Source organism: Pseudomonas sp. T8 (assembly GCF_024610635.1).
Taxonomy (GTDB): Bacteria; Pseudomonadota; Gammaproteobacteria; order Pseudomonadales; family Pseudomonadaceae; genus Aquipseudomonas; species Aquipseudomonas chlororaphis_I.
In genome coordinates this window covers 379693-394831 of the sequence record NZ_CP102374.1, presented here as the reverse complement: position 1 = coordinate 394831, position 15139 = coordinate 379693, and the positions used below count along the sequence as shown (strand labels likewise).

The 15139-nt window shown below is 63.9% G+C and carries 11 protein-coding genes; 5 read left to right on the top strand and 6 right to left on the bottom strand.

Annotation, left to right across the window (positions count from 1 at the left end; all coding sequences use genetic code 11):
* The first annotated feature begins 30 nt into the window (after nucleotides 1–30).
* The 3 genes from NRG23_RS01700 to NRG23_RS01690 all read left to right on the top strand — a co-directional run bounded on the left by NRG23_RS01700 (nucleotide 31) and on the right by NRG23_RS01690 (nucleotide 4425).
* Complete coding sequence (locus tag NRG23_RS01700) at nucleotides 31–3246, top strand: hybrid sensor histidine kinase/response regulator (RefSeq protein WP_257373561.1); 3216 nt, start codon at nucleotides 31–33, stop codon at nucleotides 3244–3246.
* A 74-nt stretch (nucleotides 3247–3320) separates the two neighbouring features.
* On the top strand, nucleotides 3321–3968 hold the full coding sequence (locus tag NRG23_RS01695; protein ID WP_009049205.1) for a response regulator: 648 nt from the start codon (nucleotides 3321–3323) through the stop codon (nucleotides 3966–3968).
* Nucleotides 3969–4011: 43 nt separating this feature from the next.
* Nucleotides 4012–4425 carry a TIGR03067 domain-containing protein gene (locus NRG23_RS01690; protein ID WP_053269153.1) on the top strand — a complete coding sequence of 138 codons (414 nt, stop codon included), beginning with the start codon at nucleotides 4012–4014 and terminating at the stop codon, nucleotides 4423–4425.
* 25 nt (nucleotides 4426–4450) lie between these two features.
* On the opposite strand, the gene NRG23_RS01685 is transcribed toward NRG23_RS01690, so the two are convergent.
* Entirely contained in the window at nucleotides 4451–5077 is a 627-nt protein-coding gene (locus NRG23_RS01685) for a TetR/AcrR family transcriptional regulator (RefSeq protein ID WP_257373560.1), read from the bottom strand.
* Between the two features lie 73 nt (nucleotides 5078–5150).
* Between NRG23_RS01685 and NRG23_RS01680 the strand changes: the two genes are divergently transcribed.
* Nucleotides 5151–6359, top strand: coding sequence for a serine hydrolase (locus tag NRG23_RS01680; protein WP_257373559.1), 1209 nt, complete (start codon nucleotides 5151–5153; stop codon nucleotides 6357–6359).
* Here NRG23_RS01680 and NRG23_RS01675 read toward each other — a convergent pair.
* Both NRG23_RS01675 and NRG23_RS01670 read right to left on the bottom strand, forming a co-directional pair.
* Nucleotides 6344–8632: an ATP-dependent DNA helicase gene (locus NRG23_RS01675; RefSeq protein WP_257373558.1), complete on the bottom strand. Its 2289-nt coding sequence runs from the start codon at nucleotides 8630–8632 to the stop codon at nucleotides 6344–6346. The genes NRG23_RS01680 and NRG23_RS01675 overlap by 16 nt on opposite strands.
* The gene (locus NRG23_RS01670) at nucleotides 8629–10281 is read right to left on the bottom strand and encodes a VRR-NUC domain-containing protein (protein WP_257373557.1); all 1653 of its coding nucleotides are present in this window, start codon (nucleotides 10279–10281) and stop codon (nucleotides 8629–8631) included. Before NRG23_RS01670 ends, NRG23_RS01675 begins: the two co-directional genes overlap by 4 nt.
* Nucleotides 10282–10499: 218 nt before the next feature.
* On the opposite strand from NRG23_RS01670, the gene NRG23_RS01665 reads away from it, so the two are divergent.
* On the top strand, nucleotides 10500–10724 hold the full coding sequence (locus NRG23_RS01665; protein WP_007922767.1) for a YgdI/YgdR family lipoprotein: 225 nt from the start codon (nucleotides 10500–10502) through the stop codon (nucleotides 10722–10724).
* Nucleotides 10725–10745: 21 nt separating this feature from the next.
* Here the strand turns inward: NRG23_RS01665 and NRG23_RS01660 are convergent, their stop codons facing one another.
* From NRG23_RS01660 to NRG23_RS01650, 3 genes are all read right to left on the bottom strand, one after another.
* On the bottom strand, nucleotides 10746–11138 hold the full coding sequence (locus NRG23_RS01660) for a hypothetical protein (RefSeq protein ID WP_016705125.1): 393 nt from the start codon (nucleotides 11136–11138) through the stop codon (nucleotides 10746–10748).
* 310 nt (nucleotides 11139–11448) lie between these two features.
* A complete protein-coding gene (locus NRG23_RS01655; protein WP_028684108.1) occupies nucleotides 11449–13302 on the bottom strand; it encodes a polyurethanase in 1854 nt (617 codons plus the stop codon).
* Nucleotides 13303–13408: 106 nt separating this feature from the next.
* Entirely contained in the window at nucleotides 13409–15109 is a 1701-nt protein-coding gene (locus NRG23_RS01650) for a polyurethanase (RefSeq protein WP_257373556.1), read from the bottom strand.
* Nucleotides 15110–15139: the final 30 nt, after the last annotated feature.

Sequence of the window (15139 nt, the reverse complement as noted above, 5' to 3'; positions counted from 1 at the left end):
GACTTTTTCATGTTTTTTTGGATACCAGTGATGAACCACCAGGACACGCTTCTCGAGAATCTGAAACGATACTCGACTCGCCTGAACAAGGGATTGTTGATTTTTCTCGGCTTGACCCTGCTGTTGATCGCCATCAGTTACTGGTCGTCGCACAAACTGCTAGAAGAACAACACGACAGGTTCAAGGCGCACTTTGCGCGGATGATGGAAGACATCCGCGAACATGAAGACTTCCTCCGTGGCGTCGCCGTACAAGGCACCCAGGTCCCCTTGCGCTCCAGCGACTCGGGTTCGTACCTGAAAAGCGCCTTGCCTGAAGAGGGATTGCACAACTACCTGGGCCAGGAATTCGCCTTTTCCACGCCCTTCAGCCTGTCCGTCAACCAACAGAACATCGCACCTGACACCTTGGCCAGGCTATCCGATCTGGGAGAGCACCTGACCGATTACTACAGCGCCTTCTGGTCCACTTCCCATTACCAGTCACCGCCGTTTTTTCTGTTCGATGTCGAGGACAGCTTCAATATCGGCATTCCGGCAGCCGGGCATTCACGAGACCCGCTCTGGAAAAACGACACCCCCAACAAGGCACTCGTCCTGCAAACACTCAAGCTGCTGCTGGCGAACGATTCGGCACGGGCCGATGGCGTGGTCGATTGGGAACCCCTGGTCCCGCATCAGGCCAACGAGGCTCCCGTCCGGCTGCTGGCCTATGTCAGCGCCCACCTCGGGCCGCAAGGGTCAGGCATCCAGGATGCTGGTAACCCGGTCGGCATTGCCTCGCTGTTGAGCATGGACCTGGTCAACGACATCAAGCGCCTCATGCCGTGGTCGACCTATGACCATGTGACCCTGATCGCCCCCTCCGGCAAGGTGCTGAGCGGTTCGCTGCAACCGGGCGACGTGCTGCATGACGGGCTGAACATCACCGGCGACGGCATGGTCTTCAAAGTCTCGAGCAACTCCGCCGGGCCCTGGGCCGCCCTCTACACCATCGGTTTCAAGAGCTACTTCAACTACACCCTGTGGCCCTTGCCGGTCTTGCTGGCCCTGCTGATCGGCGGCATCGGCTGTGGCTGGCTGGTCAGTCGCCGGTATCAGTCGCGCATCGTCAAACCGGTCTATGAGGCTTATCAACGCACCGCCGAAAGCGAGGCCTTCAGCCGGGCCGTGATCGATAGCGCGCCCACCGGCCTGTGCGTGGTGCGTCGCTCGGACTTCAAGGTCCTGCTGGAAAACCGCAAAGCCCAGCAGTGGCAAGGCAGCACAAAACTGCGGATGGCCCTGGAGAACCGGCAGGACCTGTCCGTCGCCGGTGAAACCCGGCTGGACATTGACGGTACCCACCTGCAGGTAGGGTTCGTGCCCACCCGTTACCAGGGCGAGGATGCCGTGCTTTGTGCCTTCCACGACGTGACCAGCCATATCGAGGGCGCGGCCATGCTGGAACAGGCGCGACGCTCCGCCGATGCGGCGAGCGAAGCCAAGACCCTGTTCCTCGCCACCATGAGCCACGAAATACGCACCCCGCTCTACGGCGTGCTGGGCACCCTGGAACTGCTCGGGCTGACGCGCCTGGATGCGCGGCAGCGCGAACACTTGCAAACCATCCAGCGCTCGTCCAGCACCCTGTTCCAATTGATCAGCGATGTGCTGGACATTTCCAAGATCGAATCCGGGCAGATGGCGATCGAGTCCCAGGCGTTCTGCCCGTTGCAGATGATCGAGGACACGCTGCATGCCTACAGTGTCTTCGCCGAAAACAAGGGCTTGCTGCTGTACGCCTGTGTCGATGCAACGTTGCCCGACCAGTTGCAGGGCGACCCGATACGGATCCGCCAGATCCTCAACAACCTGCTCAGCAATGCCATCAAGTTCACCGACACCGGCCGTGTCGTGCTGCGGGTCAGGGTCCTGGAATCCGTGGAGGGCCAGGCCAGCCTGGAATGGCAGGTCACCGACTCCGGCATCGGCATCTCGCCAGCCCAGCAGGAGCGGCTGTTCGACACTTTCTACCAGGTACGCGACGCTTCCAGCGAGGCCGGTGCCGGGCTCGGCCTGGCGATATGCCGCTGGTTGACGGAAATGATGGACGGCCAGATACGCGTGGTCAGCGAGCCCGGCCTGGGCAGCAGCTTCTCCCTGCGGCTGAGGCTGAAGGTCATGCCGGGCTCGCTGGAAGGCTGCGCGGACATCCTGCCGACCACCCAGGCGGTGTATGTGCGGGCGCCCGCGGTGGAGCTGACGCAGAGCACCTGTGACTGGCTGAATCGCCTCGGCGTGGTCGCCAAGCCATTGCCGGCCTTTGTCGAAGAGTCGCGCCAGGCCAACCTGCTGGTCGATGTCCTGCCCTCCGACAACCTGCCCGCCTGGGCCGGCCCCCGGGTCCTGTGCGCCAGCGGCGAACACCCGCCGGCACAGCCAAAGCCAGGCTGCAGCGTGGATGCCCATGATGTGCGGGCCATTGCCAGGGCCGTCTCCCTGACCCTGCATGGGAAAACCATTGCGCCCGCCGCTCCCGAATACGACCTGAGCAGCAGGCTCGGCCTGCATATACTGGTGGCCGAGGACAACGCGATCAATCAGGCGATCATCAAGGAGCAACTCGAAGCCCTGGGCTGCACGGTGACCGCCGCCTCCAACGGCGAAGAAGCCTTGCAGCTCTGGCAGCCGCAGGTGTTCGACCTGGTGCTGACCGATGTGAACATGCCGCTGCTCAACGGTTATGAACTGACCCGGGCCCTGCGTGAGCGCGACCGGGAGGTTCCGATTGTCGGGGTCACGGCCAATGCCCTGCGCGAAGAAGGTGCCCGCTGCATGGCTGTCGGCATGAATGCCTGGCTGGTCAAACCCTTGAGCCTGCAGACGCTGCACCACTACCTGTCGAATCTCTGCGCGAACGCGCCTGCCCAGGAACCGCAACCGATGATCGATGCAACGCCTCCCCCCGCGACCGGCGACACCATGATCGAGCTGTCTCCGAAAATGCGTGCGCTGTTCATTACCACCATGCGCCAGGATATCCAGAGCGTGACCGACGCCCTCGACGCCCAGGATGCCAAGCGGCTCGCCGAGCGGCTGCACAGCGCCGCCGGCGCGCTGGGTGCCGTGCAGTTGAGTACGCTGGCGAAAAACTGTGCCGAACTGGAGTCCCGGATATTGCAAAGCGCGACGACTTCTTCCGTGACCCTTGAGGTGAAAAGCCTGATACAAAGCTTGACGGATATTCTTAATGCACTTGAATGAGACGCGACAAGATTTGATGAACGCAATCCCTTATTCTTTCTCCTTACCAACCGGCGTATTACGAGTGGCTAGTCATGGAAAAATTTAAAGTAGTCATCGCCGACGATCACCCGATTGTTCTGCTCGGCGTTCGCGAGTTGATGGAACGAGAAAGCAACTTTGAAATAGTCGGTGAAGCCATCAGCTCACAGGGCTTGATCGAAATCCTCGAGCAACAACCGGTCGATATCGTCATTACCGATTACAACATGCCCGGGGATTCCCCCTACGGCGACGGCCTCAAGCTGGTCGAGTACCTCAAGCGCCACTTCCCACGCCTGCAGGTACTGATCCTGACCATGATCTCCAACCAGTTGATCCTTACACGCCTGCATGAGCTGGGGGTGGTCGGGGTGATCCAGAAAAGCCAGCTGCACAATGAAATCCAGGTGGCGCTCAAGACCATCGTCGAAAGAGGTTCCTATCAGAGTATCGAACCTGCGCCGAGCTCGGTCATCGAGTCCAATGCAAGCATCGACGACCGGATTTCCATGCTCTCGCCCAAGGAGTTTGAAATCCTGCGGCTGTTCGTTTCCGGCAAGAGCGTCAGTGACATTGCCCGAAGCCAGAACCGCAGTTCGAAGACCATCAGCGCACAGAAAATCTCCGCCATGCGCAAGCTGGAAGTCGAGAGCGACCAGGACCTGCTGACGTACTGCATCGGTCGCAACATCTTCAACTGACCCCGCCCCTTTCACCCAGCAAAGACAGAAGGCCCGAACGGCGATGACCGGCGACGATCAGTTCGATCTGCAACAGCTTCAAGGTGCCTGGGAACAGGTGGAGTACGAGGACAACGGGGTCAGCAACCCACCTGACGAACATGGCGCCCCAGGCGCCCTTACCCTGATCCAGGGGCAAGGGTTCCGTGTCGTGACGCTTGAAGGCGAGCTGTTGCTCGCGGGTAGTTTTACCCTCGATACCCGGACCACGCCGAAGTCCATTACCTGGATCGATTCCATGGGCGCCGACACCGGCAAGCACTTGCCGGCCAGCTATCGACTCGAAGGCGATGAGTTCGTCTTCATCGCCGCGGACGAGGGCCAACCCAGGCCCACCGAGTTCCGCACCGGGCCGGGTGAAACCCTGCGCCGGTTCATCCGCGTCTCACAGGACGGCACAGGCCTCGGCAACCGCTGAGGCTCGCTTATTGGCGGGCATCCCGTCAGGCCCTGGCCCGCTGTATTTCCCGTCCCGCCAACTCGCCGATCGCCAGCAACGCTGCGCAATCCGCGCCATCCTGGGCCTGTACCGACATGCCTTGAATGATCGCCCCGATATACCGGGCCAGCGCCACGGCCTGGGTATCGGCGCGCAGTTGCCCGCTGGCGATGCCCTGCTCGATATGCGCTTCAAAGGCCTGGAGGGTGTTGGCCCTCAGGGCACTGACAAATTCACGAATAGCATCGTTTTCCACCGCGCAGGTCAGGGTCGCGGTGGAGATCATGCAGCCCCGCGGCCGGCCCGGCAGGCTGTACTCATGGGCCGCCTCGCGCAGCAGGCGGAGAAAACCGTCCACCACGTCCGCCTCCTCGCGCAGTGCCCGCTCGGCAAAGGTGCCGGTGCTGCGCTGGTAATGCAGCAGCGCCTGCTGGTAAAGCTCGGCCTTGGACCTGAACGCGGCATACAGGCTTTGCACCGTGATGCCCATGGCCGCCGACAACTCCGGCATCGAGGCGCCTTCATAACCCAGGCGCCAGAACACCTCGGCCGCCAGGGCCAGGACCTGGTCGCGATCAAAGGCAATCGGCCGTCCACGACGGCGCACCACGGCAGCAGGGTTATTTATCACAGTGATCACTATTGAAATTAGAACAAATGCCGGTTAATCATAACGAACACTGTGATTATAGAGGCTTCCTCCCATGGATCGAACCCGTAAAGGTCTGCTTGCCCTGGCCGCCACCCTCGGCGCTTCGCTGGCCGGCGCTGCCACGCCGGACGAGGAACTCGGCAGGCGCATGGACACAGCCATCGAACGGGCCATCGACGAACAGCGGATCGTCGGCACCGTGGTGGTGATGATGCGCGACGGCCAGGTGGTGTACCAGCGCGCCGCCGGTTTCGCCGACCGCGAAGCGGCCCGGCCCATGACCGGCGACACCATTCTGCGCCTGGCGTCCATCACCAAACCCATGGTGTCCGCGGTCGCCATGCGCCTGGTGGAACAGGGCACGCTGTCGTTGGACGACACAGTCAGCCAATGGCTGCCGGATTTTCGCCCAAGGCTGGCCGATGGCACGCAACCGCCGATCACCCTCAAGCAGTTGCTGACCCACACTGCGGGCCTGAGCTACGGCTTTCTCGAGGCCGAGCACGGGGCGTATCGCTCGGCGGGGGTGTCGGATGGCCTGGCCGAGCCGGGCATGAGCCTGGAAGACAACCTCAAACGCATTGCCAGCGTGCCCCTGAGTTATCCGCCGGGCACGCAATGGCGCTATTCCATGGCCATCGACGTACTGGGCGCCGTGCTGGAAAAGGCCAGCGGCAAAAGCCTGCCGACCCTGACCGAGGAACTGCTCACCAAGCCTCTGGACATGAACGACACCGCGTTCTCGGTCAAGGACCCCGCGCGCCTCGGCGCGGTGTACCGCGATGACCGTCCGCGGCCGAGCCGGATGCAGGACGAGGCGGCGATCAGGGTTGGCGAAAGCACCACGCGGTTCTCCCTCCAGCGGATCTTCGACCCGCGGTCCTACCCCTCCGGTGGCGCCGGCATGGCCGGTACCGCCATGGATGTGGCGCGTTTTCTCGACACCTTGCGCCAGGGTGGCGGCCCGCTGCTTTCCGCGCGCAGCGTGCAGGCGATGATGACCGACCAGGTCGGCGCCCAGGCCCAGACCCAGGGGCCGGGCTGGGGCTTCGGTTACGGCTGGGCGGTGCTGGACGATCCGGCCCTGGCCGGCACCCCGCAATCCAGGGGCACCCTGCAATGGGGCGGCGCCTACGGCCACAGTTGGTTCGTCGACCCTCAGGCCAGGCTGACCGTGGTGGCGCTGACCAATACCGCCTTCGAGGGCATGTCGGGGGCCTTTACCCGGGAGATCCGCGACGCCGCCTACCCGGCGCCCTGAAGCGCCTCGCCGCCCGGGGCGTCGAGCGACCACCAGCCCGGCAGCAATTGCCGGACCCTGGGCTCGGCGAAGCGGTCGTCGATCAGCATCACCACGCCACGGTCCTGCTGGCTGCGAATCACCCGGCCCGCGGCCTGCACCACCTTCTGCAGGCCGGGGTACAGGTAGGTGTAGTCGTAACCGGCGCCAAAAATCGCCGCCATGCGCTGTTTCAACTGCTCGTTCACCGGGTTCAACTGGGCCAGGCCGAGGGTGGCGATAAAGGCGCCGATCAAGCGCGAACCCGGCAGGTCGATGCCCTCGCCGAACGCCCCGCCCAGCACGGCGAAACCCACTCCCTGGCCATCGGCGTCGAAGCGCTCGAGAAACGCCTGGCGTTGCCCTTCATCCATCCCGCGGGACTGCTGCCACAGAGGAATATCCGGGTGCTGTTCGGCCAGCAGGCTGGCCACCTGTTGCAAGTAATCGAAGCTGCTGAAGAACGCCAGGTAATTGCCGGGGCGCCGGCGGAACTGGCTGGCGATCAGCTCGACGATGGGCGCCAGGGACGCCTGGCGATGGGCAAAACGGGTGGAGATCCGGCTGACGATGTGCACGTCCAGCTGCGCGGCACTGAACGGCGACTCGACATCCACCCACACCGTGGTCTCCGGCAGCCCCAGCAGGTCGCGGTAGTAATGCCAGGGATTGAGCGTCGCCGAGAACAGCACCGTACTGCGCGCCGCACTCAACCGCGGCGCCAGGAAGCCCGCCGGCACCACGTTGCGCAGGCACAACTCGGACAGGCTGCGGCGGGCATTGAGTTCGCGCTTGCTGATATCGAACAGGAACTGCTCGTCGAACAGTTCCGCCACCCGGGCGAATTGCAGGGCGTCGAAATAGAAGCCCTGCAACCGACTGTCCAGCCCTTGCGGATGGTCGTTGAGGTAATCGCCGATCGCCGAGATACACAGCGACAGCGCCTTGAGCAACGGGGCCGGCGCCTGGTCATAGGCCTGGTACGGCCGCGACTGCTCCTTGTGCAAGGCATTCCATTCGCGGTTGAGTCGTTGCAGCGGCTTCTTCAGCGCTTCCGGGGCGACCTGGCGCACAGCGTTCAACTGGTACTGGTCGAGGCTGGCGCTGTACATCGAGCGCCCGCGCTCCACCAGGTTATGCGCTTCGTCCACCAGCGCGGCGACCTTCCATTGGTTGGCCTGCGCCAGGCCGAACAGCAAGGCGCTGAAATCGAAGTAGTAGTTGTAGTCCGCCACCAGCAGATCGCTCCAGCGGGCCATTTCCTGGCTCAGGTAATACGGGCACAGCCCATGCTCCAGGGCGATCTCGCGCACCGCCTGCTGGTCCAGCAGCGACACCTGGCTCGCCGCCTGCCGCGCCGCCGGCAGACGGTCGTAGAAACCCTTGGCCAACGGGCAGGACTCGCCATGACAGGCCAGTTCCGGGTGCTCGCAGGCCTTGTCCCGGGCCACCAGTTCCAGCACTCGCAACGGCAGCCCGGGGCGGCGCTCGAACAGCACCTCGGCGGCATCCAGCGCCAGTTTGCGTCCCGGGGTCTTGGCGGTGAGGAAGAACAGCTTGTCCAGTTGCTGCCCCGGCATCGCCTTGAGCATGGGAAACACCGTGCCCAGGGTCTTGCCGATCCCGGTCGGTGCCTGGGCCATCAGGCAGCGCCCGGTGCTCACCGCCTTGTACACCGACTCGGCCAGGCTGCGCTGCCCCGGACGGAAGTCGGGATGGGGGAAACTCAACGCCGCCATGGCCTGGTCGCGGGCGTGCCGGTGGGCCAGTTCCTGTTCGGCCCATCGCAGGAACAGGCTGCATTGCTGGTTGAAGAACTGCTCCAGGGCCTCGGCCCCGTGCTCTTCCACCAGCGACGTCTCGCGCTCGCTGAGGATGTCGAAGTACACCAAGGCCAGACGGATGCTGCTCAGTTGCAACTGCTGGCACAGCAACCAGCCATAGATCTTCGCCTGGGCCCAATGCAGCTGGCGATGGTTGGCCGGCATGCGCTCCAGGTCGCCGCGGTAGGTCTTGATCTCTTCCAGCAGGTTGGCGTCCGGGTCGTAGCCGTCCGCCCTGCCCTTGACGGTCAACGCGCCGAAGCTGCCTTCGAGGGACACTTCGCTCCGATAGTTCGCGCTGCGCCGCGCCGCCACCGTGCGGTGGCCCTGGATGCCTTCCAGCGCGGTGGGCGACGGGGTGAAGCGCAGGTCGAGGTCGCCGACCTTGGCGGTGAATTCGCACAGCGCCCGTACCGCGATGCGGTAGTTCACGCGCCCTGCTCCGCCCATTGCACGTAGCAGACCGCCACCGGCATCTGGTGCTGCTGGCAGAACTCCAGCCAGCGCAGCTGGTTGTCCTGCAGGCGGTCGCCAGGGCCCTTGACCTCGATCATCCGGTAGGTTTTCTGCTGTGGCCAGAACTGGATCAGGTCCGGCATGCCGGCGCGGTTGGCCTTGATGTCCTGCAGCAGGCGGTCGAACCAGTGCTTGAGGTGCTCGGCCGGCAGGCAGGCCAGGGCCTGCTCCAGCAGCTCTTCGCTGAGGGCGCCCCAGAACACGAAGGGCGATTGCACGCCCCACTTGTCGAGGTAACGCTGGCGGATGGTCTGCACATAACGCCCGTCATCCAGCTCCGCCAGGCAGGCCTGGAACAGCTCGGTGCGCCGGCTGTGGAAGTCCTCGCTCAACAGGTCCGCCGGGCCGCGCTGGAACGGATGGAAGAACGCCCCGGGCAGCGGCGCGAAGATCGCCGGCCAGCAGAGCAGCCCGAACAGCGAATTGATCAGGCTGTTCTCCACGTAGTGCACCGGCGCCTGCTCCTCGTGGAGATGGGCCTGCACATGGAATTCCACCGACAGCTCTGGATCGACCCGCGGCAGGCTGAGGTCCAGGCGCAGTGTCGGCCGGGTGCCGCCACGCGGCGTGGCCGGGCCGCCGAGTTTGCGCCGCAGCCTGGGCAGCAGGCGCAGCAGTTGCTGCTGCTCGGCCGCGTTGTACGGGGCCAGTGCCGCCGCCTCGGCCAGGGCCAGCGCCTGCGGGTAATCGCCGCTGCGCTCGAAGACGCGGATCAGCCGCGCTCTCGCCCCGGGATAAGCGCAGGCCTGGTAGATGGCGGCCGCCAGCGGCCATTGCGCGAGCCGCTCACAGTGCTGCCCCAGCAGGAACAGCAGCTTGGCCCGGCGCCGCTGCAGCCAGGGGTTGTCACTGGCGAACGCCTGGATGCTCGCCAGCACCTCATCCAGCGCTTCACCGCTTTCGAAGCGCTGCCGACAGTCCTCCAGGTACACAAAACCCTCGACATCGGCGCGGCTGCGCAGGGCCCGGGCGTCGTCGCGGAACTCGACCTTCTCGTAGGTGAAGATGCCCAGGTCGGCCAGCACGAACTCCGACCAGTCCTGGTACAGGTTGCCGAAGAACATCAGGCGCAAGCGGTCGCACAGCGCCATGACCGTCAGGCTGCACACCCCGTCTTCCAGCCCCGGGCACCATTGGTCCAGGCTCCGTGGCTCGTCGAACAGCGGCGCCAGCGCCGCCAGCCAGTCGGACTTGCGGGCCTTCGGCTGTTCGATCACCGGGCGAAAGCCGTGGAGGATTTCCGCCTTCTGCAACAGGTTGAACAGCTCTTCCAGGGTCAGCGGCGCGTGTTCGTCGACCCAACCCAGGCGCACCAGCGGCGCGACGGCCGCGCGGGTATCACCGATTTCTTCATAGACCAGCCGGGACATGCGAAAATGACAGCCCTTGCGCATGATCATGCGCACCAGCAGGGCCTGGGATGGCTGGGCCAACGCCGAGAAATCGGCAATGAAGCTAAGCTCTTCAGGTGACAGCACATCGGCGTAGCGCAGCTCGAGCCAGGCCAGCACCTGCTGGAAGTTGTGCAGGTAATAAAGAGGGTTTTCCAGAGGGTTGGAAGTCACAGGACAAGCGCGCCGCAAAGAGGTGGATACTGGTTATGCATACAGATAACAGCTGCCGACCTGCCCTGGCAAACACTATTGGATAAGTGGCGTTACAGGTTTTTTTACGGGGCCGCAGAACTTTCTTGCGGTTAATCACACCAAGGGCGGATAGCCATATAGTCGCGAGCCGCCAATCATGGGTGGACTCACAGAGATTCATGAAGAGAGGTTTGTCTATGAACGTCAAATACCTGGGCCTGCCGTTGGCCGTTGCAGCCTTCCTGGCACTGGGCGGCTGCGCCTCGCCGACCGTGGTGACCCTGCAGAACGGCACGCAATACCTGACCAAGGACATGCCTAACGCCAAGACCGCCGACGGGTTCTACGAATTCGAAGACATCGCCGGCAAGAAGATCCGCATCAAGGCGGCCGATGTCGCCACCGTCCGCCAGGAGGACTGAGCCGATCGAACCTGGTCGCCCTCAGGGCGACCAGGGTGCCGAATTCTGCCCCGGCACGCTGTTATCGCAGGAAATGTATCGCTGTTCCCCACGCTTCTGCAGCTCTCCACGCACCCGCTGGCAACGCTCGAATTCCCGGGCGGCCGCATTATCGATGCTGATATTGCCGGTGGTTTCAGGCTTTTTACCCTCCCCCAGAGTCACGCTCGCCCAAGGCCGTTCCGCGTCGATATGAAAGCGGCTGCTCGGCTCGGGCTCTACTTGCTTGTCGGTGGCCGGCGCAGCGGCCGGGAGCTGGTCCGGGGTCACGCCGTAGCGCTTCAGGATCGATTGCTGAGGCAAGTCCTCGGCCATTACGCTGCCTGCTATCAGGACCAGCGCCAGACCGATGCCATACCTCTGGTTATCACTCACCTTGTAGTTCTCCTGCTGTCACTGTTGCCGTTGAATGAGCATTGGCCGCTACCTGGGCTGCGGCCGCCTGCCTTGATAACGCGCAAGCTCCTGCGGACTTTAGTGGCCCTGGAACGCACGCGCGCCATCACCCCGCCTGGCGCTGAGTCGATGCTCTATCGAGTGCCGCGTCGCAGCTGGGCAGGTATTGGAGTCATTTCCAGGCCTGCGGGTCACCCTACGGGCGAATCCCCTTGCTTTGGCGAGAAGTGCTGCCGAGGGAAAGTCCGTGACCGCGCGAGGCAAAATCGCCACCCCGCGCGGCCAGGCTTCAGGCGATGGTGATACTCGCGCCGTTGAGGCTGTCCAGGCTGACCCCTACCAGGGTCACCGAGTCGCCACCGAAGGTCAGCAGGGTATCGTTGCCCACCGTGCTGGCGTGGGCGCGGAAGTCGTCGTTGGCAACGACGCCTTCGACGCCGAGGAACACCAGTTTGTCGCTGCTCTGGTAGCCCAGCACGCGGTCCTGGCCGAAGTCGCCGCTGAACAGGAAGGTATTGCTGCCGCCGCCCGCCTGCAGCAAATCGTTACCCGCGCCACCGACCAGCACATCGTTGCCCTGGCCGCCGATCAGGTGGTCATCGCCGTCCAGGCCGAACAGCCAGTCGCCGCCAGCGTGGGCGGTCAGGGTATTGGCCGCGGCGTCGCCCTTCACCGAAGAGGCGTACTGGGTCAGGTTGCTCCCCGCCAGCAGGCCTTTGTCGGTGACGCTGTGGGTCACGTCGTCCTTGAACAGCCCCCAGAGGAAGCCCGGCTCCTTGCTGGTGATCGCACCGATATCGCGGGTGATGCTGATGCCGCCATTGGCATCGCGCACATACAGGGTGCCGGCGCCGTCGTTGGCGAAGCTGAAGTTCTTCACCGACTGCTGCAGGTCCAGGGTGTTGCTGCCCTGCCCGCCCAGCAGGATGTTGTAGCCACCGGCGTCGCGGAAGGTGTCGTTGCCCGCGCGGCCTTCCAGGTAGTCGTTGCCCTGGCCGCCCTGGATCAGGTCGTTGCTGTCAGTGCCGATGATGAAGGTGCTGCCCTTGTGGGTCTCGGCATTGCGGTTGAGGTCCTGGACCCAGGTGGTGGCCCGGGCCGGGTCCGACAGGTTGGCGACGATGATGGTCGAGTCCTTGCTCGTCAGGTCGTAGAACTTCGACTCGAGGATCCGCGTCATGCCGTCGCCGTAGCCGGTGGGCAGGTGCGACAGCCAGGTCGGAATATTCAGGATGGAAAACGGCAGCAGGTTCCAGGCCGCCGAAGCGTAATGGTCGTTGAAGCTGACGATGTTGTTGGTCGCCGATTCCTGCGCCGTGTCGTGCACACCGAGGGACGCCAGGTTGAACGAAGAGCCGTCGAGGGCGCGGAACACCGGGTCGTTTTCGTAGCCGATGTTCAACACCTTGTCCCCCGCGCTCTGGGTCGGCGAGGCGTAGGCGACATAGCTGGCATCCTGGTAGAACCCCGACCAGTGATCGCCGCTCAGGTCCGCCAGGCTGTTGACCGCCAGGCCGCCGAGGCTGTGGCCGCTGACCAGGATGTCCTTGCCCGTCAGGCCGTTGGCCTGGGCGAAGGCCGCGACATCGGCGAGCAGCTTGCCGAAGGCTTCGCCGGCGTAGTTCTTCGCGTAGTCCTTGGGCCCGAACGCCGCCATCAGGTCGTTGATCACATCGCCGATGGAGTCGCCGATCACCGATTCACGGGGGCCGCTGGTGCCGCGAAAGGCGATGCCGATGGAGGTCAGGTGGCCCTGGTCGTCGTACTTGCCGAGCACTTCCGCCTGGGCGGTGGTGTAGCCGGCCTTTTCCCCGTAGTAGGTGCCCCTGAAGTCGGTCTTGCCGTCGTAGCCCAGCTGGGAAGCGCCGATCGGCGTCCAGCCGGCCTTTTGCACCGCCTCCAGCGCGGCCTTCTCCGAGTCGGGGTTCCAGGGCAGCCCGGGAATCACCCCTTGCGAATCGCTGCTGCCGATCAGCGCCGTAACCAGGGTCGCCGGTAGACCGAGGCCGAAACCGTACTGCTGATAACCGGCGGAAAAGCCGTTGTCGAGGTTGTGGTAGGAATACAGCGTGATCGCCAGCGCATCGGAAAACAGCGCCTTTGAATCTTCTGTGCCGAGGTTTTTGTAGTCATACACACCCATGGTATTGCCTCTCTTTGTTGTTGAACTTTATTCGAGATAGCTCACGCGGACGGGACGCCCTCAACAGACGCCCCGCCCTTAGTGCAATGCCTTTTGCCGCTCTTATCTAGGCGAAGACGATCCCCCCTGCGGAGAGACTGTCCGGCGCGACCCCGACCAGCGTTACGGCGTAGTCGCCGACGCTGAGCAAGGTGTCCTGGCCGTTCTGGGACAGGTGCTGCGTGTAGTCGTAGCCCTGCCCCGCGCCCGCCACGCCCATGAACACCAGCTTGTCGCTGCCCTGGTAGCCATGGATCGCGTCGAAGCCGAAGGCGCCGCTGAACAGGAAGGTGTTGGCCCCGCCGCCGCTGGAGTACATGACATCGTTGCCGGCGCCGCCGACAAAGGTCACGTCGCTCTTGTCGCTGCGCAGCACATCGTCGCCCCCGTGCCCGAACAACCAGTCGCCATCGACGCTGGCCACCAGCGCATTGCCGTAGGCGTCGCCATTGAGCGAATGGTTGTAGGGGGTCAGCTGGTTGCCGGCCAGCAGGCCCTGGTCGGTCACGCTGTGGGTCACCTCCTTGCTGAACAGGCCCCAGGCAAAACCCGGCTCCTTGCTCACCAGCGCGCCGATGTCGCGGGTCATGCTGATGCCGCCATAGGCATCGCGCACGTACAGGCTGCCGTCGCCATCGTTGACCACGCTGAACTTGCCCAACGACTGCTGCAGGTCGAAGACGTTATGCCCCTTGCCGCCCAGCAGGATGTTGTAGCCACCCTCGTCGCGGAAGGTGTCGTTGCCGTCGCGGCCTTCGATGAAATCGTTGCCGCGCCCGCCCTTGAGCAGGTCGTTACCCTCGGTGCCGAAGATAAAGGTGCTGCCCTTGTGCGGCTCGGCGTTGCGGTTGAGGTCCTCGACCCAGGTCTTGCCGCGATTGGCCTCGGACAAGGTGGAAACGATCAGGGTCGAGTCCTTGCTGGTCAGGTCGTAGAACGCCGAATCGACCACCCGATTCAAGCCATCGGCGTAACCCGCGGAACCGTGGGCCTTCCACGACAACGGGTTGAGGATGCTCTGCGGCAGCAGGTTCTCCAGGGTCGACGTGTAGTGCTCGTTGAAGTTGACGATGTTGTTGGTCGCCGACGCCTGGACCTTGTCATGGCTGCCCAGGGACGAGGCATTGAAGGTGGTGCCGTCGAGCACCCTGAACACCGGGTCGTTTTCGTAGCCGATGTTCAGCACCTTGTCCCCCGGGCCCTGGGTCGGCGAGGCGAACGCCACATAGCGGGCGTTGGCGTAGAAACCGCCCCAGTGCTCGCCGCTCAGCTCGGCCAGGCTGTTGACCCCCAGGCCGCCCAGGCTGTGGCCGCTGACCAGCACATCCTGGCCGCTCAGGCCCTGGGCCTTGGCGAACTCGGCGACGCTGGCGAACAGCTGGTCGAAGGCATTCTTGCTGTAGTTCGCCGCGTAACCCACCGGCCCGACCGCCGCCAGCAGGTTGTTCTTGATGTCGCCCAGGGTATCGCTGAAACCCAGCCCGCCGGTGCCGCGAAAGGCGATGCCGATCGACAGCAGCTTGCCGGCCTCGTCATAACGCCCCAGCACTTCCACTTCGGCGCTGGTGAAGCCTGGCTGCTCGCCGAAGAAGGTGCCCTGGGGCCCGACCTTGCCCTGATACCCCAGCCGCTCGGCGCCAATCGCCGTCCAGCCCGACGCCAGCGGTTGCCCGGTGGGCGTGTAGGCGTAGAGCGTCAAGGCCAGGGCATCGCTGTACAACGCCTTGCCCGCCTCGCCCTTGAAACTCCGGTAATCGAATACACCCATGTTGTGTCTCACTCTTATGGTCATTGGCCC

Bases quoted from the DNA above. Each gene is read 5' to 3' on its own strand.
- NRG23_RS01700 (WP_257373561.1), top strand. From the start codon at position 31: ATGAACCACCAGGACACGCTTCTCGAGAATCTGAAACGATACTCGACT.
- NRG23_RS01695 (WP_009049205.1), top strand. From the start codon at position 3,321: ATGGAAAAATTTAAAGTAGTCATCGCCGACGATCACCCGATTGTTCTG.
- NRG23_RS01690 (WP_053269153.1), top strand. From the start codon at position 4,012: ATGACCGGCGACGATCAGTTCGATCTGCAACAGCTTCAAGGTGCCTGG.
- NRG23_RS01680 (WP_257373559.1), top strand. From the start codon at position 5,151: ATGGATCGAACCCGTAAAGGTCTGCTTGCCCTGGCCGCCACCCTCGGC.
- NRG23_RS01665 (WP_007922767.1), top strand. From the start codon at position 10,500: ATGAACGTCAAATACCTGGGCCTGCCGTTGGCCGTTGCAGCCTTCCTG.
- NRG23_RS01655 (WP_028684108.1), bottom strand. From the start codon at position 13,302: ATGGGTGTGTATGACTACAAAAACCTCGGCACAGAAGATTCAAAGGCG.
- NRG23_RS01650 (WP_257373556.1), bottom strand. From the start codon at position 15,109: ATGGGTGTATTCGATTACCGGAGTTTCAAGGGCGAGGCGGGCAAGGCG.